27 protein-coding genes, 1 tRNA gene and 1 pseudogene are annotated in these 21,533 nt (G+C 76.2%); 16 read left to right on the top strand and 13 right to left on the bottom strand.

Annotated features, from left to right (window positions below; all coding sequences use genetic code 11):
* Positions 1–37 precede the first annotated feature (37 nt).
* From BM165_RS03690 to BM165_RS03670, 5 genes are all read left to right on the top strand, one after another.
* Complete coding sequence (locus BM165_RS03690; protein WP_075012195.1) at positions 38–631, top strand: 5-formyltetrahydrofolate cyclo-ligase; 594 nt, start codon at positions 38–40, stop codon at positions 629–631.
* A gap of 45 nt (positions 632–676) precedes the next feature.
* On the top strand, positions 677–2,017 hold the full coding sequence (locus BM165_RS03685) for an SLC13 family permease (protein ID WP_075012194.1): 1,341 nt from the start codon (positions 677–679) through the stop codon (positions 2,015–2,017).
* Positions 2,018–2,036: 19 nt separating this feature from the next.
* Positions 2,037–3,224: a CaiB/BaiF CoA transferase family protein gene (locus tag BM165_RS03680; RefSeq protein WP_075012193.1), complete on the top strand. Its 1,188-nt coding sequence runs from the start codon at positions 2,037–2,039 to the stop codon at positions 3,222–3,224.
* Positions 3,221–4,738: a carboxyl transferase domain-containing protein gene (locus BM165_RS03675; RefSeq protein WP_075012192.1), complete on the top strand. Its 1,518-nt coding sequence runs from the start codon at positions 3,221–3,223 to the stop codon at positions 4,736–4,738. Before BM165_RS03680 ends, BM165_RS03675 begins: the two co-directional genes overlap by 4 nt.
* Before the next feature lie 151 nt (positions 4,739–4,889).
* On the top strand, positions 4,890–5,261 hold the full coding sequence (locus BM165_RS03670; RefSeq protein WP_208976632.1) for a DUF1801 domain-containing protein: 372 nt from the start codon (positions 4,890–4,892) through the stop codon (positions 5,259–5,261).
* Here the strand turns inward: BM165_RS03670 and BM165_RS03665 are convergent.
* Positions 5,258–5,755, bottom strand: a complete 498-nt coding sequence (locus tag BM165_RS03665) for a MarR family winged helix-turn-helix transcriptional regulator (RefSeq protein ID WP_075012191.1) — start codon at positions 5,753–5,755, stop codon at positions 5,258–5,260. The genes BM165_RS03670 and BM165_RS03665 overlap by 4 nt on opposite strands.
* Positions 5,756–5,972: 217 nt before the next feature.
* Between BM165_RS03665 and BM165_RS03660 the strand changes: the two genes are divergently transcribed.
* On the top strand, positions 5,973–7,265 hold the full coding sequence (locus tag BM165_RS03660; RefSeq protein ID WP_075012190.1) for an aminotransferase class I/II-fold pyridoxal phosphate-dependent enzyme: 1,293 nt from the start codon (positions 5,973–5,975) through the stop codon (positions 7,263–7,265).
* Here the strand turns inward: BM165_RS03660 and BM165_RS03655 are convergent.
* Positions 7,262–7,849, bottom strand: a complete 588-nt coding sequence (locus BM165_RS03655) for an MBL fold metallo-hydrolase (RefSeq protein ID WP_075012189.1) — start codon at positions 7,847–7,849, stop codon at positions 7,262–7,264. The two genes, BM165_RS03660 and BM165_RS03655, sit on opposite strands and share 4 nt — an antisense overlap.
* A 160-nt stretch (positions 7,850–8,009) precedes the next feature.
* On the opposite strand from BM165_RS03655, the gene BM165_RS03650 reads away from it, so the two are divergent.
* Both BM165_RS03650 and cpaB read left to right on the top strand, forming a co-directional pair.
* A complete protein-coding gene (locus tag BM165_RS03650; RefSeq protein ID WP_075012188.1) occupies positions 8,010–8,360 on the top strand; it encodes an FmdB family zinc ribbon protein in 351 nt (116 codons plus the stop codon).
* A gap of 85 nt (positions 8,361–8,445) precedes the next feature.
* Positions 8,446–9,045, top strand: a complete 600-nt coding sequence (gene cpaB / locus BM165_RS03645; protein WP_075012187.1) for a Flp pilus assembly protein CpaB — start codon at positions 8,446–8,448, stop codon at positions 9,043–9,045.
* 6 nt (positions 9,046–9,051) lie between these two features.
* On the opposite strand, the gene BM165_RS03640 is transcribed toward cpaB, so the two are convergent.
* Positions 9,052–9,756: a YbaK/EbsC family protein gene (locus BM165_RS03640; protein WP_075012186.1), complete on the bottom strand. Its 705-nt coding sequence runs from the start codon at positions 9,754–9,756 to the stop codon at positions 9,052–9,054.
* Between the two features lie 90 nt (positions 9,757–9,846).
* On the opposite strand from BM165_RS03640, the gene BM165_RS03635 reads away from it, so the two are divergent.
* Positions 9,847–10,206: a VOC family protein gene (locus BM165_RS03635; RefSeq protein WP_177225100.1), complete on the top strand. Its 360-nt coding sequence runs from the start codon at positions 9,847–9,849 to the stop codon at positions 10,204–10,206.
* Positions 10,203–10,622: a PaaI family thioesterase gene (locus BM165_RS03630; RefSeq protein WP_083427027.1), complete on the top strand. Its 420-nt coding sequence runs from the start codon at positions 10,203–10,205 to the stop codon at positions 10,620–10,622. The genes BM165_RS03635 and BM165_RS03630 overlap by 4 nt, the downstream gene beginning before the upstream one ends.
* A 16-nt stretch (positions 10,623–10,638) precedes the next feature.
* On the opposite strand, the gene BM165_RS03625 is transcribed toward BM165_RS03630, so the two are convergent.
* The 4 genes from BM165_RS03625 to BM165_RS03610 all read right to left on the bottom strand — a co-directional run bounded on the left by BM165_RS03625 (position 10,639) and on the right by BM165_RS03610 (position 13,388).
* Entirely contained in the window at positions 10,639–11,601 is a 963-nt protein-coding gene (locus BM165_RS03625; protein ID WP_075012184.1) for an MSMEG_6728 family protein, read from the bottom strand.
* A 31-nt stretch (positions 11,602–11,632) separates the two neighbouring features.
* A complete protein-coding gene (locus BM165_RS03620; protein ID WP_244274007.1) occupies positions 11,633–11,989 on the bottom strand; it encodes a biopolymer transporter Tol in 357 nt (118 codons plus the stop codon).
* Complete coding sequence (locus BM165_RS03615; RefSeq protein WP_083427026.1) at positions 11,986–12,843, bottom strand: NAD-dependent protein deacetylase; 858 nt, start codon at positions 12,841–12,843, stop codon at positions 11,986–11,988. The genes BM165_RS03620 and BM165_RS03615 overlap by 4 nt, the downstream gene beginning before the upstream one ends.
* 95 nt (positions 12,844–12,938) lie before the next feature.
* Entirely contained in the window at positions 12,939–13,388 is a 450-nt protein-coding gene (locus BM165_RS03610; protein ID WP_075012183.1) for an SRPBCC family protein, read from the bottom strand.
* Positions 13,389–13,478: 90 nt separating this feature from the next.
* Between BM165_RS03610 and BM165_RS03605 the strand changes: the two genes are divergently transcribed.
* Positions 13,479–14,351, top strand: a complete 873-nt coding sequence (locus tag BM165_RS03605) for an alpha/beta fold hydrolase (protein WP_075012182.1) — start codon at positions 13,479–13,481, stop codon at positions 14,349–14,351.
* On the opposite strand, the gene BM165_RS03600 is transcribed toward BM165_RS03605, so the two are convergent.
* Positions 14,287–14,658, bottom strand: a complete 372-nt coding sequence (locus tag BM165_RS03600; RefSeq protein ID WP_075012181.1) for a hypothetical protein — start codon at positions 14,656–14,658, stop codon at positions 14,287–14,289. The genes BM165_RS03605 and BM165_RS03600 overlap by 65 nt on opposite strands.
* Before the next feature lie 96 nt (positions 14,659–14,754).
* On the opposite strand from BM165_RS03600, the gene BM165_RS03595 reads away from it, so the two are divergent.
* A tRNA-Arg gene (locus BM165_RS03595) sits at positions 14,755–14,830 on the top strand.
* Between the two features lie 3 nt (positions 14,831–14,833).
* Here the strand turns inward: BM165_RS03595 and BM165_RS25115 are convergent.
* From BM165_RS25115 to BM165_RS03585, 3 genes and pseudogenes are all read right to left on the bottom strand, one after another.
* Positions 14,834–15,172 (bottom strand): hypothetical protein, encoded by a 339-nt coding sequence (locus BM165_RS25115; RefSeq protein ID WP_208976631.1) that lies wholly within the window; start codon positions 15,170–15,172, stop codon positions 14,834–14,836.
* A 14-nt stretch (positions 15,173–15,186) separates the two neighbouring features.
* Positions 15,187–15,399, bottom strand: a pseudogene (locus BM165_RS26275) (DUF6817 domain-containing protein); the annotation flags it as partial.
* Between the two features lie 10 nt (positions 15,400–15,409).
* The gene (locus BM165_RS03585) at positions 15,410–16,096 is read right to left on the bottom strand and encodes a maleylpyruvate isomerase family mycothiol-dependent enzyme (RefSeq protein WP_075012180.1); all 687 of its coding nucleotides are present in this window, start codon (positions 16,094–16,096) and stop codon (positions 15,410–15,412) included.
* Positions 16,097–16,223: 127 nt separating this feature from the next.
* Here BM165_RS03585 and BM165_RS03580 point away from each other — a divergent pair, with 127 nt between their 5' ends.
* Positions 16,224–16,520: a hypothetical protein gene (locus BM165_RS03580; protein ID WP_075012179.1), complete on the top strand. Its 297-nt coding sequence runs from the start codon at positions 16,224–16,226 to the stop codon at positions 16,518–16,520.
* A gap of 38 nt (positions 16,521–16,558) precedes the next feature.
* Here the strand turns inward: BM165_RS03580 and BM165_RS03575 are convergent, their stop codons facing one another.
* Positions 16,559–18,178 (bottom strand): alpha/beta hydrolase, encoded by a 1,620-nt coding sequence (locus tag BM165_RS03575; protein WP_177225098.1) that lies wholly within the window; start codon positions 18,176–18,178, stop codon positions 16,559–16,561.
* A gap of 384 nt (positions 18,179–18,562) precedes the next feature.
* Here BM165_RS03575 and BM165_RS03570 point away from each other — a divergent pair, with 384 nt between their 5' ends.
* From BM165_RS03570 to BM165_RS03560, 3 genes are read left to right on the top strand one after another with little or no spacing between them, the layout of a single operon-like run.
* On the top strand, positions 18,563–18,883 hold the full coding sequence (locus BM165_RS03570) for a GNAT family N-acetyltransferase (protein ID WP_075012177.1): 321 nt from the start codon (positions 18,563–18,565) through the stop codon (positions 18,881–18,883).
* Positions 18,884–18,931: 48 nt separating this feature from the next.
* Complete coding sequence (locus BM165_RS03565) at positions 18,932–20,305, top strand: cryptochrome/photolyase family protein (protein WP_075012176.1); 1,374 nt, start codon at positions 18,932–18,934, stop codon at positions 20,303–20,305.
* A complete protein-coding gene (locus BM165_RS03560; protein WP_075012175.1) occupies positions 20,298–21,107 on the top strand; it encodes an Fpg/Nei family DNA glycosylase in 810 nt (269 codons plus the stop codon). The genes BM165_RS03565 and BM165_RS03560 overlap by 8 nt, the downstream gene beginning before the upstream one ends.
* 86 nt (positions 21,108–21,193) lie before the next feature.
* Here the strand turns inward: BM165_RS03560 and BM165_RS03555 are convergent, their stop codons facing one another.
* Positions 21,194–21,505 (bottom strand): putative quinol monooxygenase, encoded by a 312-nt coding sequence (locus tag BM165_RS03555; RefSeq protein WP_075012174.1) that lies wholly within the window; start codon positions 21,503–21,505, stop codon positions 21,194–21,196.
* Between the last annotated feature and the right edge of the window lie 28 nt (positions 21,506–21,533).

Here is a 21,533-nt window from a genome sequence, read left to right as displayed (position 1 = left end):
CCGTCCGCGGGGGAGGCGGCGGCTCTAGCCTCCACCCGTGACCGCACCGCCGGAGGGAGAGGCGGCCAAGGCCGTCCTCCGCGAGCGGATCCTGGCCGGCCGTCGGGACCGCTCCCCCGCCGCGCGCGCCGGTGCCGCGGCCGCGGTGACCACCGCCCTGCTGGCCCGCCTGGCGCGCGTCCGCGTGCTGGCCGCCTTCGTCCCCGAGGACACCGAGCCCGGCGCCGGCCGGCTGCCGGCCGCCTACACGCAGCTGGGCGCCCGCGTGCTGCTGCCGGTCGTGCCGGAGTCCGGCGCGGAGCTGCGGTGGGCGGTCGACACCGGCCGGCTGGTGCCGGGTCGCTTCGGGCTCCTGGAGCCGGCCGGCCCGCGGCTGGGGCCGACGGCGGTCGGGACGGCGGACGTCGTCGTCGTGCCGGCGCTGGCCGTCGACCGCGGCGGCACCCGGCTCGGCCGCGGCGGCGGGTGGTACGACCGCGCGCTGCGGCACGCCCGCCCGGGCGCGGTCGTCGTGGCGGTGGTCTTCGACGACGAGCTGGTCGACCGGCTCCCGGCGTTCGACCACGACCGGCCGGTGACCGCCGTCGTCACCCCCTCCGGCGGCTGGCAGGAACTACCGACCGGTAGGTGACACGGTGGGCGCGCACCCGTCGACGCCGACGTGAGGAGCCCGCCCGTGTCACCGGAGATCGTCACGATCCTGGCGCTCGTCGTGATCTTCGCGATCGCGACGTTCCTGCCCATCAACATGGGTGCGCTCGCCTTCGTCGCCGCCTTCCTGGTCGGCACCCTGTCGGTCGGGCTGACGACCGACGACATCCTCTCGGGCTTCCCCTCGGAACTGGTCCTGACCCTCATCGGGGTCACCTACCTGTTCGCCATCGCGCAGAACAACGGGACGGTCGACCTGCTGGTGCGGGGGGCCGTGCGGCTGGTCGGCGGCCACGTCGCAGCCATCCCCTGGATCATGTTCGCCGTCACCGCGGTGCTGACGGCGATCGGCGCGCTCTCCCCCGCCGCGGTCGCGATCATCGCGCCGATCGCGCTCACCTTCGCCGCGAGGCACGGGATCAGCCCGCTGCTGATGGGGATGATGGTCATCCACGGAGCCCAGGGGGGCGGCTTCTCCCCCATCAGCGTCTACGGCGCCACGGTGAACGACATCGTCGAGGAGGCCGGCCTGCCGGGCAGCTCCCTCCAGGTCTTCCTCGGCAGCCTGGTCTTCAACCTGGCGATCGCCCTGGTGCTGTTCTTCGTGCTGGGCGGCCGGAAGCTGCTGGGACGCAAGGTGGCGGCCGTACCCCTCGAGCACGTCGAGCACTCCCACGGCACGGTCGTGCGCGGCCACGGCGCCGCTCCGGGGCCGGGCGTCGGCGGCGACGACGACGAGCACATCCACCCGGACGTCGCCCAGCCGGTGCGCTTCGAGCAGGTGCTCACGCTGATCGGTCTGGTCGTGGTCGCGGTGCTGGCGCTGGCCTTCGACCTCGACATCGGGTTCGTCTCGATCTCCGTCGCCGTCGTCCTGGCGCTGTTCTCCGCGCAGCAGCACAAGGGCGCGGTCACCCAGATCAGCTGGAGCACCATCCTGCTGATCGCCGGGGTGCTCACCTTCGTCTTCGTGCTGCAGGAGGCGGGCACCATCGACTACGTCGGCGAGGCGGTCACCGGGATCGGGGTGCCATTGCTGGTGGCCCTGCTGCTCTGCTACATCGGCGCGGTGGTGTCGGCGTTCGCGTCGTCCGTCGCGATCATCGCCGTGGCCATCGCGCTGGCCGTGCCCTTCCTGCAGACCGGGGACATCGGGGCCGTGGGCGTGGTGGTCGCCCTGTCCGTGTCCTCGACCATCGTCGACGTGAGCCCGTTCTCCACGAACGGCGCGCTGGTCCTGGCCAATGCGCAGGACGTGGACAAGGACCGCTTCTACAAGCAGATCCTGGTGTACGCCACGATCGTCGTGGTCGCAGGTCCGCTGCTGGCCTGGCTGACGTTCGCCGTCGTCCCGTCGTTCTTCTGATCGGAGTGAGATCCGAACCATGTCCGGACCCCTGGACGGCGTGCTCGTCGTCGACCTGACCCGCGCGCTGGCCGGGCCGCACGCCGGGATGATGCTCGGCGACCTCGGCGCCCGGGTGATCAAGGTGGAGAGCCCGGGCAGCGGGGACGACACCCGCGGATGGGGCCCGCCGTTCGTCCAGCCGGAGTCCGGTGACCGGGAGTCGACGTACTTCCTGTCGACCAACCGCAACAAGGAGTCGGTCACCCTCGACCTGAAGGACGACGGCGACAAGGAGCTGCTGCGCGAGCTGGTCCGCCGTGCCGACGTGCTGCTGGAGAACTTCCGCCCCGGCACGCTGGCCCGCCTCGGGTTCGGCACCGACGTGCTCGCCGACCTCAACCCGCGGCTGGTCACCCTCGCGATCAGCGGCTTCGGCCACGACGGGCCCGAGGGCGGGCGCGCCGGCTACGACCAGATCGCGCAGGGCGAGGGCGGCCTCATGTCGCTGACCGGCCCGGACCCGGACTCACCGCAGAAGGTCGGCGTCCCGATCGGCGACCTGCTGGCCGGCATGTACGGCGCCTACGGCGTGCTGGCCGCGCTGCTCGAGCGGCAGCGCACCGGCCGCGGGCAGGTCGTGCGCACCTCGCTGCTCGCCGCGATCGTCGGCGTGCACGCCTTCCAGGGGACGGCGTGGACCGTGGGCGGGCAGGTCGGCCGCGCCCAGGGCAACCACCACCCCTCCATCGCGCCGTACGGGCTCTTCCACTGCCGGGGCGGCAGCGTGCAGCTGTCCTGCGGGTCGGAGGGGCTGTGGCGCCGGCTGTGCGCCGAGTTCGGGCTGGACCCCGAGACGCCGGGGCTGGCGACCAACTCCGAGCGGGTGGGCAACCGGGAGCGGGTGGTCGAGCTGCTCGAGGCCGCGTTCGCCGACGTCGACGCCGAGACGCTGCTCGCCCGCCTCGCCGCGGCCGGGGTGCCGGCGGGCAAGGTCCGCACGATCGACGAGGTCTACGCCTGGGACCAGACCCTGTCGCAGGGGCTGCTCGTCGACGTCGACCACGCCACCCTCGGCCCGCTGCGGCTGCCCGGTCCGCCGCTGCGCTTCTTCGAGACCACTCCTGACGGCGAGACCGAGACCACCCGCCGCGAGCACGCCGCTCCCCCGGTGCTCGGCGGCTCGGACGCCGAGATCCGCGCCTGGCTGGCGCGGCCCGGCGCGTGACCCGCCTGGACGCCCGGACCCTGCGCGACCTCGTCCTCGACCCCGGCTCCTGGCGCAGCTGGGACACCCCGGTCGGGCACCGCGACGTCGACCCCGCCTACGCCGAGGAGCTGCGCGCCGCCGCCGCGGCCAGCCGGCAGGACGAGGCGGTGGTCACCGGCGAGGGGTCGCTGCGCGGGCGGCGGGTGGCCGTCGTCGCCGGGGAGTTCGGCTTCCTCGCCGGTTCGATCGGGGTGGCCACGGCCGAGCGGCTCGTCGCCGCCGTCGAGCGAGCCACCGACGAGGGGCTGCCACTGCTGGCCGCGCCGGTGTCGGGCGGCACGCGCATGCAGGAGGGCACGGTCGCGTTCCTGCAGATGATCGGCATCACCGCGGCGATCGCGCGGCACAAGGCCGCGGGCCTGCCCTACCTGGTGTACCTGCGCGACCCCACCTTCGGCGGCGTGCTGGCCTCCTGGGGGTCGACGGGGCACGTGACCATCGCCGAGCCGGGCGCCTCGATCGGCTTCCTCGGCCCGCGGGTGTACTCGGCGCTGTACGGCGAGCGCTTCCCCGAGGGCGTGCAGACCGCCGAGCACCTGGCGCGGCGGGGGCTGATCGACGCCGTCGTGCCGCACGAGGACGTCGCCGACCTCGCCGACCGGGCGCTCTCCGTGCTCTCGGCCCGCCGCACCTGGCACCGCGACGTCCGCGACGCCGAGCGGCCAGGCCCCGACGACGGCGCCGACACCGACGACCCCGAGGACGGGCGCAGCGCGTGGGACGTCGTCACCGCCTCGCGGCGGACCGACCGGCCCGGGGTGCGGCGGCTGCTGCGGACGGCGGCCACCGACGTCGTCGGCCTGTCGGGCACCGGGGCCGGGGAGAAGGACCCCGGCCTGCTGCTCGCGCTGGCCCGCTTCGGCGGCGCGCCGTGCGTGGTGCTCGGCCAGGACCGGCGCGGGCAGTCGCTGTCGGCGCCGCTGGGCCCGGCGGCGCTGCGGGAGGCCCGGCGCGGCATGCGGCTGGCCGCCGAGCTGCACCTGCCGCTGGTCACGCTCATCGACACCCCTGGCGCGGCGCTGTCGGTCGAGGCCGAGGAGGGCGGCCTGGCCGGGGAGATCGCCCGGTGCCTGGAGGACCTGGTGACGCTCCGGGCCCCGACGCTGGCGGTGCTGCTGGGCCAGGGCACCGGCGGCGGGGCGCTGGCGCTGGCCCCCGCCGACCGGGTGCTCGCCGCGGCCAACGGCTGGCTGGGCCCTCTACCGCCGGAGGGCGCCTCGGCGATCGTGCACCGCACCGTCGACCGCGCGCCGGAGATGGCCGCCGCGCAGGGCGTCCGGGCGACCGACCTGTGGCGCGCGGGGATCGTCGACCGCGTCGTCCCGGAGCGGCCCGACGCCGCCGACGAGCCGGTGGAGTTCTGCCGCCGCCTGGGCCGGGTCCTCGGCGACGAGCTGGCCGGGCTGCTGGGCCGCGACGACGCCGAGCGGCACCGCAGCCGACTGCACCGCTACCGCCACCTGGGCCGCTGACGTCGTCCGGGATCAGGTGACCTGATCGTGCTGCGTCCTGGCTCGGCGTCGACGGTGAGCCAGGACGCGCTCCGGTGAGCCAGGACGGCGCTGCTCGGGCCATCATCGGCGCAGGCACCGCCGGGCCCCCGGCCTGCCGGGAGGGGGACCCGTGCGCGATCCCGGCGTCGACGCCCTGCTGGCCGGCTCGCGACACCCGATGGTCCCGGCCGTGCAGGAGCTGCGCGCCGCCCTGCTCGACGGCGTCGACGGGCTGACCGAGCACGTGAAGTGGCGCTCGCCCACGTTCGTGCACGGCGGCGCGGACCGGATGACGGTCAGCCTGTCGCGGGCCGACCGGGCGGTGCTGGTCTTCCACCGGGGAGCCCGGGTGCGCTCGGACGCCTTCGGCTTCGCCGACCCCACCGGCCTGCTGGAGTGGCGGGGTCCCGACCGCGCTCTGGTCACCTACACCGACGCCGCGGCCCTCGGCGCCGCCGCCCCGGTGCTGACCGGCCTGGTCGGGGCCTGGGTGCGCGCCTAGGGGGTCTCGACGTCCCCGCCGTGGGCGACGCGGCGGGTGGCGTCGGGGTCGAGCGCCTCGACGACGGCCTCGAGCGCGTCGCGCAGGACGGCGGTCTGCTCGGCGGTCAGCGGGTCGAACAGGGCGGCGCGGACGGCGTCGACGTGGCCCGGCGCGACCTCGCGGACGACGTCCCACCCGGCGTCGGTGAGGACGGCGAGGTTGCCGCGGCCGTCGTCGACCGAGCGCTCCCGGCGCACCCAGCCGCGGGCCTCCAGGCGGGCCACGGTGTGCGAGAGCCGGCTCTGGGACTGGTTGGCGCGGCGCGCGAGGTCGGTCATCCGGCGGCTGCGGCCGGGGGCCTCGGACAGCATCGCGAGGACGACGTAGGCGGCGTGGGTCAGGCCGGCGTCGCGCTGCAGCTGCGCGTCGAGCGCGCGCGGGAGCAGCTCCGAGGCGGTGAGCCACGCACGCCAGGCCCGCTGCTGGGTGTCGTCGAGCCAGCGTGCGGTCACCCGGCGACGGTACCGGCGCGTCCTCCCCGGACGGGCGTCTGACCACCCGGTTCGGTGGTACGCAGGGTGAGTAGAAAGCGACCGGATGTCACACGGCGGGGGCACGAGGGACACCCGGGCGAACTGTGAGCTGACCCACCATTGACGCAGAGTCACCACGACGGTGAGGGTGACTCGCCACCGGGACCCGCCGGTGCAGGAACCGAACGGAGACCCCGTGGCCGACGTCCCCCATCCCCGCCCGCGTGCCGGCCGGGAGCACGGGAGCGGCCGGCGCGACGCCTTCGCCCCGCTGCTGCACGACCCGCTCGCCGCCCTGTTCCGCGAGCACGACCGGGCCGGCGTCGCGACGCACGGCGTGCCGACGGCGGGCGCGCCCGAGCCGGTCACCGTCTACGACGACGGCGTCCCGCGGGTGAACCTGGGCAGCAACAACTACCTCGGCCTGGCCGGGGACGAGCGCGTGGTCGAGGCCGCCGTCGACGCGGTGCGCCGCTTCGGCACCAGCACCTCCGGCAGCCGGGTCCTCAACGGCACCACCCGGCTGCACCTGCAGCTAGAGGAGGAGCTCGCCGACCACTACGGCGTCGAGGCCGCGGTGCTGACCTCCTCGGGCGTCAACGCCAACGTGGCCCTGCTGTCGACCGCCGGCGGTCCCGGCGACACCCTGCTGGTCGACGCGCACGCCCACGCCAGCGTGCACGCCGGCGCGGCCGCCAGCCGGGGCACCGTCGTCCGCTTCCGGCACAACAGCGTCGACTCCCTGACCCGCCGCCTGGAGCGGCTCGACCCGCAGGCCGGGGCCGTGGTGGTCGTCGACGGCGTCTACTCGATGACCGGCGAGACCGCGCCGCTGGCCGAGCTGGCGGAGCTGTGCGCGGCGTACGGGGCGCGCCTGGTCGTCGACGAGGCGCACGGTCTCGGCGTCCTCGGCGAGCGCGGCCGCGGGGCGGCCGAGCACTGTGGCGTCCTCGACCGGGTCGACGCCGTCACGCTGGCCTTCAGCAAGTCCCTGGCCAGCGTCGGCGGCGCGGTGCTCACGTCCCGGGCGGTCGCCGACGGCATCCGCGCCAGCGCCATGCCCTACGTGTTCAGCGCGGCCAACGAGCCGGCCGGCGTCGGTGCGGCCCTGGCCGCCCTGCGCATCCTGCGCGCCGAGCCCGAGCGGCGCGACCGGCTGCAGGAGAACGGCCGCAGGCTGCGCGTCGAGCTCAGCGTCGCCGGGACGCCCCCGCTGCCCGGCAGCGGCGCGGTCATCGCGGTGCCGACCGGCAGCGCGGAGGCCACCGCCGCGGCGTGGCGGGCGGCCTACGAGTCCGGCGTCTACTGCAACGCCGTCGGCTACCCCGCCGTCCCGCGGGGCCGGGGTGTGCTGCGACTGTCGGTCATGGCCACGCACACCCCGGAGCAGCTGCAGGCCGCCGCGGGCTCGGTGGCCGCCGCGGTGCTCGCCACCCGCGACGCCGCCACCGCGGGCCAGGAGGTCGAGGGCGAGCTCGCCGTCGCCTAGCGCGGCGTGGCGGAGCCCGGCCGGAACGGCGCGCCGTGCCCCGGCACGACCAGCGTGGCCAGCGCGAGCACCCGCTCGCGCTGCTGCCGCAACTGGTCGCGGTCGGGGGCGTAGGGGTCGTCCGCCGGGCCCTCGCCGGTCCACCACAGGTGGGTCAGCGCGACGACGTCGTCGGGCGTGCCGACCAGGGTGGTGACGTCCTGCGGGGTGTGCCCGGGCGTGGCCAGCAGCCGGACGGCGGGGGTGAGCTGCACCCCGTCGGCCGGCCGGCGGGTGAACACGTCGCCCTCGATGACCGACTGGAAGTCGTGCACCGGCACCACCGGGAACAGCGCGACGTTGACGGTGTGGTCGAGGTGGTGGTGGCTGACCACGACGTCGGTGACGTCCTCCGGGCGCACACCGAGGTCGCGCAGCGGCCGCAGCAGGAGGTCGCGGTCGGCCACCATGCCCGGGTCGACGACGAGCACCCGGCCGGCGTCGCGCACCAGCGTCACCGTGCCCGCCACGTGCGGCAGGCGGGCGTAGCCCTCGACCAGGACGTCGACGCGGGCGGTGCGGGCGAGTTCGGGAGGACCGGCCATGCGGCGACGCTAGAGGCCGGCACCCCGCGGGGCGACACCACGCGGATCACGTGGACGACCGGCCCGAGCGTGGCGCATCATTGGCAGTCGAGGGTCCCGAGTGCCAGCTCCCGCCGGCGCCGGGCCCACCCGACCCCCGCTCGACCAGGAGTGCCGCGCCGTGCCCACGTACCAGTACGCCTGCACCAACCCCGAGGGCAAGCACGAGTTCGAGGTGGTGCAGTCCTTCACCGACGCACCGGTCGCCGAGTGCCCGACCTGCGCCACCCCGGTGCGCAAGGTCTACGGCTCCGTCGGCGTGGTCTTCAAGGGCTCGGGCTTCTACCGCACCGACAGCCGCTCGAGCTCCTCCTCGGCCGAGAGCGCGAAGACCCCGTCGGAGAGCTCGTCGTCGTCCAAGGAGTCCTCCTCCACGGGCTCCTCGCCGGCGAAGGAGTCCGCGCCGGCGAAGGCGTCGTCGAGCTCCTCGACCGGCTCGTCCGGCAGCGGCAGCAAGGCCGCCGCCGGCTGACCCGCGGCCGTCCACACCCGGGCGGCTCCTCCACAGGCCGCGCCCGCCGCCCCGGGCACCGGCCGCCCACGGCCAGCCTGGGCCGGTGCCGCGACTGCGCCGTCCCCGCTCCCCCGCCACTCTGCTGCGCCGCTGCCTGGCGGCGCTGCTCGCCGCCGGCGCGCTGGTGCTCGCGCTGCGCCCGCCCGACCCACCGGTGCCGGCTCCGCTCCCGGGCACCCCGGTGGTCACCGCCGCCACCGACCTGCCCGCGGGGACGACGCTGACCGCGGCCGCCCTGTCGCTGACCGAGCTGGCTGCGGCCCCCGGTGGCGCGGCGACCGACCCCGGCGCCCTCGTCGGGCGGGTGCTGGCCGCCCCGCTGCGCGCCGGTGAGCCGGTCACCGACGTCCGGCTGGTCGGCCCGGGCCTGACCGCGCTGCTCCCGTCCGGTCAGGTGGCGGCCCCGGTCCGGCTCGCCGACCTCGCCGTCGCCGGTCTCGCCGGCCCGGGCGACCGGGTCGACGTCCTCGCCACCGCGCCCGACGCCGCCCGCGCCGAGGTGGTGGCCCGCGGCGCGCTGGTCCTGGCCGCCCCCGACGACGACGGCCTGCTCGTCCTCGCCGTCGACGAGGCCACCGCGGCCACGCTCGCCGCCGCGGCCACGGGCGCCACGCTGACGCTGAGCCTCCCCGCGCCGCCGTGAGCGGTCCTAGTCGCTGCCCCAGTGCGGCGGGCGGTCCTCCAACCAGCGCCGGTCGGGATCGGCGTCGTCGGGGCGCTCGCCCCAGCCGACGTCCCGGTCGTCGGGTGCCCGCTCGGCCGCCACGGCCGGGACCGGGGCCGCCGCCGGCGGCTCCTCCAGCGGCACGCCGAGGCCGTCGAGGACCTCCGCGGACGGCAGGGCGGCGAGCACCGCGCCGGGCAGCGCGAGCTTCGCCCCCCGGGTTCCCGAGCCGACGACGACCAGGCCGGCGGCGGCCACGGCGGCGTCGACCAGGACCGGCCACGACGGCGGCAGGCCGACCGGCGTGATGCCGCCGTAGGCCATGCCGGACTCGGCGACCGCGACGTCCTGCGGCGCGAAGGAGGCCTTGCGCGCGCCCAGGTGGCGGCGCACGAGGCCGTTGACGTCGGCGCGGGTGGTGGCCAGCACGACGCACGCGGCCAGCGCGGTCTGCCCGGCCCGGCGGGTGGCGACGACGACGCAGTTGGCCGACGCGGCCAGCGGGACGCCGTAGGCCTCGGTGAAGGCCGCGGTGTCGGCGAGGTCGTCGTCGACCGGCGCGACCCAGGCCGGGCCGGGCAGCGACGGGAGGGCCGCCGCGACGGGCCCGCCCAGCAGGTCGGGCCGCGAGGCGGCGGGCACCCAGGTGAGCGAGCCGAGGACGGGGGGCTGGTCGGCGGGGTCGGGCACGACGGCGATCCTGCCCCGTGGCCGGATCGCCGCGACGGACGGCCCGGGACCTGGCGGTGCCGGCCGCCGCTCTCGGCCAGGATGGGCGGCATGATCGGTCAGCTGCACTCCGTCGTGATCGACGCGCCCGACGCGCACGCGCTCGCCGGCTTCTACGCCGAGCTGCTGGGCCTGGAGGTGACCACGGGCGGCCCGGGCGACTCCTGGGTCGTGGTCAGCGGCCGCGGGCACCGGCTGGCCTTCCAGCAGGCGCCCGACCTCGTCCCGCCGGACTGGCCCGACCCGCAGCGCCCGCAGCAGTTCCACCTCGACGTGTTCGTGACCGACGTCGACGAGGCAGAGCCGAGGGTGCTCGCGCTCGGCGCGCGGAGGCTCCCCGGCGGCGGAGGCGACTTCCGCGTCTACGCCGACCCTGCCGGCCACCCCTTCTGCCTGGTGTGGGACGCGTGAGCGCCGAGCTGCCCGGCGTCGACCGGGCCTCCGCGAGCGAGTTCGTCGCGGCCACCGGGTTCGACGTCGGCGAGGCGGGCGGCGCCCGGGTCACCGGCACCGTCGACCTCGGGCCCGAGCACCACACGCCGTGGGGCGTCGTGCACGGGGGCGTGTACTGCGCGGTGGTGGAGTCCGCGGCGTCGATCGGGGCCAGCGCCGCCGTCGCCGACCGCGGCCAGTTCGCCGTCGGGGTCAGCAACAGCACCGACTTCCTGCGGCCGGTCACCACCGGCCGGCTCGACGTCCTCGCCGAGCCGGTGCAGCAGGGCCGCACCCTGCAGCTGTGGCAGGTGCTGCTCACCCGCGCCGAGGACGGCAAGCTCGTCGCACGCGGTCAGGTGCGCCTGCAGAACGTCCCGCTGCCGGGGACCTGAGGGCGCGGCGCACGGGCTACACCAGCGGGAGGGCCGGCTCCCGGTAGGTGGTCCCGGCCAGCGACGGCGGGAGCACGTCGGGGTCGATGACGACCGAGAACAGCGCGCGCGGGTCCTGCAGCGTCGCGGGCGGCCGGGCGGCGGCGCGCGGCACGACGTGGTCCCAGCGGGCGGGGCGGCGGTGCGGCAGCAGCTCGCGGCCGTCGAAGAGGTAGTCGCCGAGCACCTCCCCCACCAGCAGCCCGGCGCCGTGCTCGATCGGCAGCGCCACCGGGTCGCCGGGGCGGATCTCGTCGAGGAAGGTCGACAGCTGCCGCAGGTCCTTGCTCGGGCGCCGCCCCGACAGCTCCTTGGCCAGCGCCCGCAGCTCCGCCGGGGACAGCCCGGTGGCGTCGACGTCGACCCCCGACTGGGTGCCCAGCCCGACGACGCCCGCGGCCAGGCACGCGCCCAGCTCGTTGTGCGCCCGCGGCCGCACGACCCACACCCGCGTCCCCTCGGGGGCCGGTGCCGGCGGGACGTCGTCGGCGCCGGGCCACAGGTAGGGCAGGTCCTCGGGCTCGGCGCCGAACAACGGACGGAACAGCGGCCGGTAGAAGTCCGGGTCCTTGGCCAGCAGGTTCGAGCGGTGCGACCGGTGCACCGCCTCGTCGCCCACCCAGGACGGCAGCAGCCCGGCGCCGGCGAGCTCCTGCTGCGTGGCGCCGGTGACGTCGGGGGCGAACTCGGCGATCAGCGTGTGCGTGCTGTCGGCGAACCCGCGCTCGCGCCACACCTCCACCATGGCGAGGCCGTAGACGACGAGGGCCGCCGTCCGCCCGCGCCACATGTGCACGACCGGGTGCGACGTCCAGCCGTAGTCGGGCAGTTCGAGGGCGCGCAGGACCTGCAGCGTCTCCACGCGCTGCTTGCCCAGCCGTGGCGAGTCGAGCAGCCGCGCGCTCTCCCGGAAGTCCGGCACCGGCAGGAAGGTCTGCATCGGGGGACCTCCTATCCCGGCCCGCTCCGGGTCAACCGTCCAGCGCCGCCAGCGCCGCCTCCCACCGGGCGCGGCGGGCGTCGTCGTCCTGCTCCCACCACGCGGGCCCGCGCTCCCCCAGCCCGGTCTTGGCCAGCTGCACCCGGTCCCGGGCGGCCCGCACGGCCGCCGGGTCGGGCGCCGTCCGCACCGCGGCGCGGGCGGCGCCCAGGTGGGAGAGCAGGCGGGCGCGGACGTCGTCGGGCAGCGACGGGTCGGCCGTCCGCCACCGCCGGCCGTCGACGACGACCCAGCGGCCGTCGTCGGTGAGCTGGCCTCCCTGCAGGGGCCCGGCGCGAGCCTGCGAGCGCTGGGGGGCGGGGAGGTCCTTCCGCTCGCGGCGGGTCACGCGCCGCAGCGGCGGGCGAGCTCGGGCAGCACGTCGCCGAGCGGGGCGTCGACGCGGACGTCGGCCCTCGCGTCGCCGCGGGTGGGGCCGAGGTTGACCACCCCGACCGGGATACCGAGCTCGGCGGCGCGCAGCACGAAGCGGTAGCCGCTCATGACGGTCAGCGAGGAGCCGAGGACGAGCAGGCCGGCGGAGTCCTCGAGCATGCGGAAGCAGGTGTCGACGCGCTCGCGTGGCACGGTCTCGCCGAAGAAGACGACGTCGGGCTTGAGCGGGCCGGCCCCGCAGGCGCGGCAGTCGACCATGACGAAGCCGTCGAGCACCTCCTCGGGCAGCTCGGCGTCGCCGTCGGGGTTGACCTCGTCGGCGCGGGGGCCGAAGTCCGGGTTGGCCGCGCGCAGCCGCCGGTGCAGCTCCGCGCGCGGGGCGACGTCGCCGCACGACAGGCAGACGGTGCGGTCGAGCCCGCCGTGCAGCTCGAGGACGTCGCGGGCGCCTGCGGCCTGGTGCAGCCCGTCGACGTTCTGCGTGATGACGCCGCCGAGCAGACCCGCCCTCTGCAGCCGGGCGACGGCGGAGTGGCCGGCGTTGGGGCGGGCGGCGGCCATCTGCGGCCAGCCGACGAAGCTGCGCGCCCAGTAGCGGTGCCGGCCGCGGGGGTCGCGGCAGAAGGTCTGCCAGGTCATCGGGGTGTGCCGGCGCAGCGAGCCGGTGGCGCCCCGGTAGTCGGGGATGCCGGAGTCGGTGGACAGGCCGGCGCCGGAGAGGACGAGGACGTCGCCGTCGGCGACCAGGCCGGCCAGCTCGTCGAGACCGGACGGGCTCTCGACGGCGGCGGGGAGGGCGGCGGTCACCGTCCCATGGTGCTCCGCGACGGCGCGCCGCGCCGCCGTCAGACCGTGGTGCCGGCGGCAGACCGTGGTGCCGCCGTCAGACCGTGGTCCCGCCGTCAGACCGTGGTGCCGCCCAGCTCGCGCTCGAGCCGGCCGAGCAGGTCGCCGTAGACGCGGCGCAGCCCCCTCGGCGCGAAGGTCCGCTCGAAGAAGCCGCCGACGCCGCCCGCGCCGTCCCAGGTGGTGCGCACCGCCACCGTGCTCCTCCCGGCGTCGGCCGGGGTGACCGTCCAGGTGGTGACCATCGACGAGCGGGTGTCGCGCTCGACCAGGGTGCCGTCGGGCTCGCTGACCTCGACCAGCTGGTCGCGCACCCGCTTCGACGTCGCGGCGAAGCGCCAGTGCACCTGCGTGCCGGCGCCCCGGCCACCGGCCTCGACGCGGTAGTCGCTGAACTGCTCGGGCAGCACCCGCGGGCGCATGCCGGAGTAGTCGGCGAGGGCCTCCCGGACCCGCTCGGCGGGCGCTGCGACGACGCGTTCGGCGGTGGCCACGACCTGTCCCATGTGCCCATCCTCCCCTCGTCCCCGCCGGCCCCGCCGGGGACGTGGCCCGGCTCACCGGTCGACCCGTTTCCCACCGGGTACTGACGGCGGATGCGCGAACTGCTGTCCGTCTCCCGCGCGGGCTCGGGCGAACCCCTGCTGCTGCTGCACGGCATGGGGAGCTCGCGACGCGACTTCGCCGCCGTCCTCCCCCTGCTGACCGGCCGCTTCGACGTCATCGACGCCGACCTCCCCGGAGTCGGCGGGTCGCCGGCCCTCGAGGTACGGCCCACGGTCGCCGCGATCACCGACGCGGTCGAGCGGACGCTGGACGCGGAGGGCGTCGACCGGGTGCACGTGCTCGGCAACTCGCTCGGCGGCCGCGTGGCCCTCGAGCTGGCCCGCCGGGGACGCGCCCGGTCGGTGGTGGCGATCGGGCCGTCGGGCCTCAACGTGCTGCCGGAGCGGATCCTGCAGGGCAGCGGCATGGCGCTGGCGCGCGTCGTGATGCGGATCGGCGCGCCGCTGGTGGCGCCGCTGTCGCGCTCGGCCCTGGGCCGGGCCGCGCTGCTGGCACCGCTGAAGGTCCGCCCCTGGGACACCTCCGTCGACGAGGCGATCGGGGCGCGCGAGGGGTTCGCCGACTCCCGCGACTACTGGCGCACCCTGCTGTGGGGACTGCTGCTCGACGTCCCCCTGGGCCTGGACCGCATCGACTGCCCGGTCACCCTGGCACAGGGTGTGGCCGACTGGATCGCCTCGGGGCAGACCTACCGGTACCTGCCGCTCGTCCCCGGCTCCCGCTTCGTCCTGCTGTTGTGGGCCGGTCACGCGCCGCAGTCGGACCGGCCGCGGACGATCGTGCGCCTGGTCGAGGAGACCGCGGCCCGGGCGGCCGCCGTCCCTGCCGTGGAGCAGGTCAGCGCTCCTCCTCGGCGTTCAGGTACCCGCACCGGTACCGGGCGTCGGCCATCGCCTCGGTGAACCGCACCTCCCAGGCCGGGTCGGCGGAGGGGAACGTCTGGAACACCCGCTCCTCCAGCACGGCCGGCAGGCCGTCCGGGCCGGTGTAGGCACGCCGCAGCAGCACGCGCGTCTCGCCGTCGACCTCGTCGTGGGCCGGCGCCCAGCGGGCCCGGGCGACCGCCGCCTCGGTGCGGCGCCGGCCGGGCAGCCGGGCCGGCGTCGCGCCGGGGGACCCGGACGGGGAGGCCGACCACACGCCCAGCCCGTACAGCAGGAGTCCGGCGAGCAGCAGGAGGACCACCAACTCGGCCACCAACACCACCATGGACCGACGGTAGTTCCCCCGGAGCGCCGGGAGGAGGGGCCGGACACCGGCCCGCTAACCTCGACCGGCACGCCCCAGCCGGCCTCCGGCCGACGAGCCCCCGTAGCTCAGGGGATAGAGCATCGGTTTCCTAAACCGTGTGTCGCAGGTTCGAATCCTGCCGGGGGCACCAGCCTCATCGCGCGCCCGCGGGCCCCAGCACCCGCCGTGCGTCCTCGCGGCCGGCCGGGCTGAGCAGCGGCTCCCAGGCCGCGACCAGCCGGCGGAGGTAGGCGCCGTACCGGTCGAGGAAGTCCGCCGAGTGCTCGGCGACGTCGAGCTCGTCGACCGTGCTCAGGTCGGCGAGGTCCCGCAGCTCGCCGGCGGTCAGATCGTGGTGCTCCCCGGTGAAGCGGTCCACCACCCGCCGGGTGCCGGGCAGCGCCGTCCAGGTGCGGCCGCGGTCGCAGGCGGCGTAGAGGTAGTCGCAGGCGGCGTAGAGGTACACGAGCCGCTCGGCGTCGGGGCCGACCACCCGGCCAGCAGCGGCCGCTCGTCGAGCCCGAGGAGGGCGACGTCGAAGCCGTCGGTGCCGTAGACGGCGTGCGCCCCGGCGGCCAGCTGCAGCGTCGTCGAGGCGCCCAGTCCGGCCAGCCGGTGCCCCACGCGCTCGAGGTGGGCGGCCAGCGTGCCGCCGGGGTGCCCGATCGTCCCGGCGCCCCGCTCGCGCAGCAGGTCGGCGAGCGCCGTCCCGTCGGACACGGGACCGACGCTAGCGCCGCTCACGGGACGCCGCGCGCCCCCGCGGCGGGCCGCCCGCGCAGCGCCGCCGCAGGACGGCCGCGCCGGGGCCGGTGAGCTCGTCGCAGGCGGACTCCCGGCCGGCCATCGCCACGAGGAGCGCCAGCGTCGTCCCGCGGACGAGCGGGCCCTCGCCGGTCGCGAAGGGCCCGTCGGTGGCCTCCAGGCGCAACCCCGTGACGGCGGTCCGGCCGGAGACGGTGAAGTCCCGCCGGGCGGAGAAGCGGGCGACCGCGGTGACGGTCTCCACCGGCGGGGTGTGCGACAGGCCCAGGGGACGGCGGACGTCCTCGCCGTGGATCACGACCTCGCCCAGCCACGCCTCGACGGGACCCCACGGCGCCGTGGTGCTGGTGGTGACGCGGCGGAACCGCTCGAGCGTCTCCGCCGGTGTCGCCCCGCGGTGCTCGGCCAGCCGCCGCTGGTTGTGCAGGTCGGTGTCGAACCGCGCCCCCACGACGCTGGCGACCCAGCGCCACGGGCCCACGCTGGCGGCCGCCGTCAGGTGGGCGACGACCTCCTCGACCGACCAGCGCGCGCACAGCGACGGCAGCGCCCACCGCGCGTCGTCGAGGCCGGCCAGGTCGTCGGCGAGGGCGGCGCGCTCGGCGTGCGCCGCCGCCCAGAGGTGATCGCGTGTCGGGGCGGTCCTGCGCACGGGGTCCTCCGGGGGGTCGGACGGGGCTGTCGCCAGTACCGACCGGCCGGCGCCGCCGGGCTCATCGGTCCGGACCGGATGACCGGACGCCGCACGGTGCCGGCGCGTCGGCGGGTATGCACCCGGCATGTCACCGCGCACCTCGGCCGTCGCGGCCTCCGGCCAGTGGACCGACCCGGACGACGGCATCCGTTACCCCTCCGGAGAGGTGCACGCCTGGGAGCAGGGGCGCAACGAGGCCGTGTGCGGGCTGTCGCTGTCGCGGTCCCGGCTCACCCGCTTTCCGCACGTGAGCTGGGCCGACGTCCAGCCGGAGTCCGGCCGGCACGCCGAGGAGGTGCAGGCGGTCTGCCGTCGCTGCCGGGCCGGGCTCGGCGGCCGGCGCGACGAGCGCCCCTGGACGCGGAGGGACCCCCGCCCCTGACCGGGACGGTCAGAGGCGGGGGTCCCGGGTGGAGCGCGTCAGCGGAGGGCGGTGAGCAGTCCCCGGTCCACCGGTCGGGCCGTGAGGACGCCCGTGCCGGACGCGGCGTCGACGCCCTCGAGCGCGGTGAAGGGCACCTCCTGCGTGCACACCGTCCCCGGGGCGGGGAGCGTCACGTCGACCAGGTAGGCCTCGGTGGCGGAGTCGATGCAGGTGGAGCGGCCGCCGTAGGCGGTGTGCCCGTCACCCTCCATCGTCAGCAGGGTGGCGTTGCCGAGGTCCTCGACCATCTGCAGCGACCCCCGGTACGGGGTCGCGGGGTCGTAGGTCGTCCCGATGACCAGCGGCGCGGGCGAGGTCGCCGGCACCTCGAACGGACCGGCGAAGGCGTCCTCGTCCCGGGCCGGCCACAGCCCGAGCGTGATCTCGGCGTAGGCGAAGCTGGCCCAGAAGTGCGGGAAGGCGACCCACTCCTCCGCACCCCGGTCCAGGTACTCCTCGACGTCGCGCGGCCACTGCTGCTCGCCCGCGGAGATGGAGAAGAACGCGTCGTTGCCCACCGGGTCGGAGGTGATCAGGTCCAGCAGCGCCCGGACGGGCGAGCCGTCGCCGGCCTCGGCGGAGGCCAGCACCGCGGCGAGCAGGCCCCAGTTCTCCTTGGCGTACAGCAGCGTCAGCGTGACCGCGCGGATGTCGTCGGCGGTGACCGGCGTCGGGTCGTCGGGGTAGCCGTCCGCCGGCAGCGGCGCGGCGTCCGCGGCGGCCAGCAGCCGGTCGTAGGCCAGGTAGGGGTCGGTGCCGCCGAAGCCGGCGCAGGCGACCTGGTCGACCGCGCACGCCTGGGTGAAGCGGGCCAGCGCGAGCTCGAAGCCGCTCGCCTGCGCGGTGCTCAGCGAGACCGGGTCGTTGATGTACCCGGTGGGGTCCAGCGCCCCGTCGAGCACCATGGCGCGGTAGCGGTCCGGGAAGAGGCTCGCGTACGTGGCGCCCAGGAACGTCCCGTAGGAGAAGCCGAGGAAGCTCAACTTCTCGTCGCCGACGGCGGCGCGCAGCGCGTCCAGGTCTCGCGCGACGTTGGCGGTCGAGACGTGCTCCAGGAGCTCGCCGTTGGCCGCCGCGCACCTGTCGGCGTAGCGCTGGGCCCCGGACACCAGCTCCTCGACGTCGACGTCGAGCGGCGTGGGTGCGGGGCTCGGGAAGAACTCCTCGGTCCGCTCGTCGATCTGGCAGTCGATGGCCGGCGTGCTCTGGCCGACGCCGCGCGGGTCGAACGCGACGATGTCGAACCGCTCGTTCAAGGTGGCGAACAGGCCGGCACCGGCCGCCTGCAGGTAGTCAACGGCGGGACCGCCGGGGCCACCGAAGTTGAAGAACAGCGAGCCGACCCGGTTGGCCGGGTCGGTGGCCGGCACCTTGGCGACGGCGATCTGCACCTGCCCGCCGGTGGGCTCGTCGTAGTCCAGCGGCAGGCCGGCCACCGCGCACTGCACGTCGGCGGCCGTCGCCTCCTCGGTCAGGCCGCAGGCGGCCCACGACAACGACGGCACGGTGAGCGTCGCAGGCACGACGCTCGCCTCCTCCGTCGCGGCGGCGGGTGCCCCGCTCGCCACCAGGAGAGCGACGACCGCGCCTCCCACCGTGCCGACCTGTCGTCTCATCCGCATCTCCCTGCTCGAGCTGTGAGTTGCCTGTGAAGAGCGCCTGCAGGAAAGCGGGCAGCAGCCCCCAGGACCAACCCGCCGGGAGGAATCAGCCGGGCCGACGCGCGACCCGCCGTGCGGCCGCCCCGGAGGGTGACCGCCGTCCCCCTCCTGGGTGACGACGGCGCCCGCGCGCCCGTGACGGGGACGGCCTGGTCGGGCACGTCCCCGGTGTGGCGGAGCCGCGCGCGCTGACGGTGCGGAGCGGCGGCGACCGGGCCGACCCGTCCGCGGGACACCCCGTCGGAGGGGCACGGACGCGGCTCCGAGGCGTTACCGTTCCAGTTGCACGTCGTGACCCCGGCAACGGCGCCGGGGCGATGCGGAGGTGGCAGGACAACGATGGAGACCACGGTGGTCGACGTCCCCGAGCGGGGACGGTTCGAGGTGCGCGTCGGCGAGCAGGTCGTCGGACTGGCCAGCTACCACGTCGAGGACGGCACGATGGCCCTGCCGCACACCGAGGTGGACCCGAGCATGGGCGGCCGCGGGCTCGGCAAGATGCTGGTGAGCGGCGTGCTCGACGCCGCCCGCGAGCGGGGGCTCACCGTGCTCCCCTACTGCTCGTTCGTCCGCCACTACATCCAGCAGCACCCGGAGACGCTGGACCTGGTCGCCGACGAGGACAAGCCCCACTTCGGGCTGGCCACCTCCGACGCCTGACCGGTCGCTGACCTGCGGCGTCGCACCCGGCCACCTAGCCTGGGGCGGGTGCCCACCGCCCTGCTCTGGTTCCGCCGCGACCTCCGGCTCGCCGACCACCCCGCGCTGCTGGCCGCCCTCGACGCGGCCGGCGACGGCGGGTCGGTGCTGCCGGTCTTCGTCGTGGACCCGCGGCTGTGGGAGCCCTCGGGGCGGCCACGCCGCCAGTTCCTCCGCGGCTGCCTGGAGGACCTGCGGGGGCAGACCGGCGGCGCGCTGGTCATCCGCTCCGGCGACCCGGTGCGGGTGGTCCCCGACCTCGTCCGCGAGACCGGGGCGGAGAGCGTGCACGTCTCCGCCGACGCCGGCGTCTACGGCCGGGCCCGTGACGCCGCCGTCGAGCAGGCGCTCCGCGACGTCCCCCTGGTGCGCACCGGCTCGCCCTACGGCGTGACGCCCGGCCGGCTGACCAAGGACGACGGCACGCCGTTCAAGGTCTACTCGCCGTTCGCCCGCGCCTGGCGGGCCCGCGGCCTGCACGGGCCCGCGCCCCGGCCGGACGACGTCGCCTGGGCCGACGGCGTCCGCTCGGAGGACCTCCCGCCCGCGCAGGACCTCGGCGACACGGTGCTGCCCACCGCCGGGGAGGCCGCCGGGCGCGACGTCTGGGCGCAGTTCCGCGACCAGCGGCTGCTCGGCTACGCCACCGGCCGCAACACCCCCGGCACCGACGCCACCAGCCGCCTGTCCGCGCACCTGAAGTACGGCACCGTGCACCCGCGCACGCTCCTCGCCGAGGCGCAGGCACTGGCCGACGAGCACGCCGAGGCGGTGGACAAGTTCGTCGGCGAGCTGATCTGGCGGGACTTCTACGCCGACGTCCTGTGGCACCGCCCCGAGACCGCGCGCGAGCCGGTCGACCCCCGGATGACGGCGATGCGGTACGACACCGGGCCCGTCGCCGACGAGCACTTCCGCGCCTGGGCCGAGGGCCGCACCGGCTACCCGATCGTCGACGCCGGGATGCGCCAGCTGCTCGGGGAGGCCTACGTGCACAACCGCGTGCGGATGGTCGTGGCGTCGTTCCTGGTCAAGGACCTGCACATCGACTGGCGGCGCGGCGCGCGCCACTTCTTCGACCACCTCGTCGACGGCGACCTCGCCAGCAACCAGCACGGCTGGCAGTGGGTGGCCGGCACCGGCACCGACCCCTCGCCGTACTACCGCGTGTTCAACCCGACCCGGCAGGGCGTGCAGTTCGACCCCGACGGCGCCTACGTGCGGCGCTGGGTGCCCGAGCTGCGCGACGTCCCCGACCGCTACGTGCACGAGCCGTGGACCGCGCCCGGCGGCCTGCCCGTGGGCTATCCGGAGCGGATCGTCGACCACGCCGAGGAGCGGCAGGTCGCCCTGGCGCGGTACCAGGCGGTGCGCGATGCCTGAGGGGCACACCCTCTTCCGACTGGCCAGGGAGCAGTCGGAGCTGTTCGCCGGCCGGCCGGTGCACGTGACCAGCCCGCAGGGCCGCTTCGCCGCGGGCGCCGCGCTGCTCGACGGCCGGGTCGTGGAGGAGATCACCAGCTACGGCAAGCACCTGTTCGCCGATTTCGGCGGGCCCGTCCTGCACGTGCACCTGGGCCTCTACGGCACCTACACGACCGGCCTGGGCGACCCGCCGTCCCCGCGCGGGGCGCTGCGCATGCGCTGGGTCGCCGACGGGCCGAAGGGCGAAGGTGTCTGGACCGACCTGCGCGGGGCGACGGCGTGCGACGTCCTGACCCAGCCCGAGGTCGACGGGATCCTCGACCGGCTCGGCCCCGACCCGCTGCGCACCCGCCGCGGCGGCCCGCTGTCGTACGCGAGGGTCGGCCGCAGCCGGACGGCGGTCGGTGCGCTGCTCATGGACCAGTCGGTGCTGGCCGGGGTGGGGAACGTCTACCGCGCCGAGATCCTCTTCCGGCACCGCATCTCGCCGTTCCGCCCCGGCCGCGACGTCGGCGCGCAGGAGTGGCAGGCGCTGTGGGACGACCTGGTGAAGCTCATGCGGGCCGGCGTCCGGATGGGCCGGATCGTGACGACCGAGCCTGCGGACCGCTCCCGGCGCTCGGGTGCGGTGCGCCGGGAGGACGCGCACTACGTCTACCGGCGCACCGGCCTGCCGTGCCGGATCTGCGGCACCGAGGTGCGCACCGAGGAGATGGTCGGCCGCAACCTGCACTGGTGCCCGACCTGCCAGGCGGTCTAGCGCACCACGCCCGTCGAGATCCCGTGATCTCGACGCGCACGCCGGCCCTGGATGCCGAGATCACGTGATCTCGACGAGACACCGGGCTACAGCGCGCCCTTGTCGGGGTCACCGGCGGGCAGCGCGTCGAGCACGGTGACCGCCGGCGCCCCGGTGAGCTTGCCCTCCAGCCTCCCCGACAGCGCGGTCAGCGCCTCCGCCTTGCCGTGGGCGGCCAGGGCCTCGGCGCTCTCCCACTTCTCCACCATCACCAGCGCCCCGTCGCGGCCCTGGTGCAGCGAGTAGCGCTCGCAGCCCGGCTCGCCGTGCACCGCCGGCACCGTCCCGAGCACCGCCTCGCGGACCTCCTCGGCGTGCTCGGGCTTCGGGGTGATGGTGGCGATGACGACGACGGACACGGGCGGTCCCCTTCACTGCAGCGGTGTG

Source organism: Geodermatophilus obscurus (assembly GCF_900115395.1).
In the GTDB taxonomy this organism is placed as follows: Bacteria; Actinomycetota; Actinomycetes; order Mycobacteriales; family Geodermatophilaceae; genus Geodermatophilus; species Geodermatophilus obscurus_B.
This window is presented reverse-complemented; position numbering and strand designations above follow the sequence as displayed.

Bases quoted from the DNA above. Each gene is read 5' to 3' on its own strand.
- BM165_RS03680 (WP_075012193.1), top strand. From the start codon at position 2,037: ATGTCCGGACCCCTGGACGGCGTGCTCGTCGTCGACCTGACCCGCGCG.
- BM165_RS03655 (WP_075012189.1), bottom strand. From the start codon at position 7,849: ATGGCCGGTCCTCCCGAACTCGCCCGCACCGCCCGCGTCGACGTCCTG.
- BM165_RS03635 (WP_177225100.1), top strand. From the start codon at position 9,847: ATGATCGGTCAGCTGCACTCCGTCGTGATCGACGCGCCCGACGCGCAC.
- BM165_RS03625 (WP_075012184.1), bottom strand. From the start codon at position 11,601: ATGCAGACCTTCCTGCCGGTGCCGGACTTCCGGGAGAGCGCGCGGCTG.
- BM165_RS03610 (WP_075012183.1), bottom strand. From the start codon at position 13,388: ATGGGACAGGTCGTGGCCACCGCCGAACGCGTCGTCGCAGCGCCCGCC.
- BM165_RS03605 (WP_075012182.1), top strand. From the start codon at position 13,479: ATGCGCGAACTGCTGTCCGTCTCCCGCGCGGGCTCGGGCGAACCCCTG.
- BM165_RS03600 (WP_075012181.1), bottom strand. From the start codon at position 14,658: ATGGTGGTGTTGGTGGCCGAGTTGGTGGTCCTCCTGCTGCTCGCCGGA.
- BM165_RS03580 (WP_075012179.1), top strand. From the start codon at position 16,224: ATGTCACCGCGCACCTCGGCCGTCGCGGCCTCCGGCCAGTGGACCGAC.
- BM165_RS03575 (WP_177225098.1), bottom strand. From the start codon at position 18,178: ATGAGACGACAGGTCGGCACGGTGGGAGGCGCGGTCGTCGCTCTCCTG.
- BM165_RS03570 (WP_075012177.1), top strand. From the start codon at position 18,563: ATGGAGACCACGGTGGTCGACGTCCCCGAGCGGGGACGGTTCGAGGTG.
- BM165_RS03560 (WP_075012175.1), top strand. From the start codon at position 20,298: ATGCCTGAGGGGCACACCCTCTTCCGACTGGCCAGGGAGCAGTCGGAG.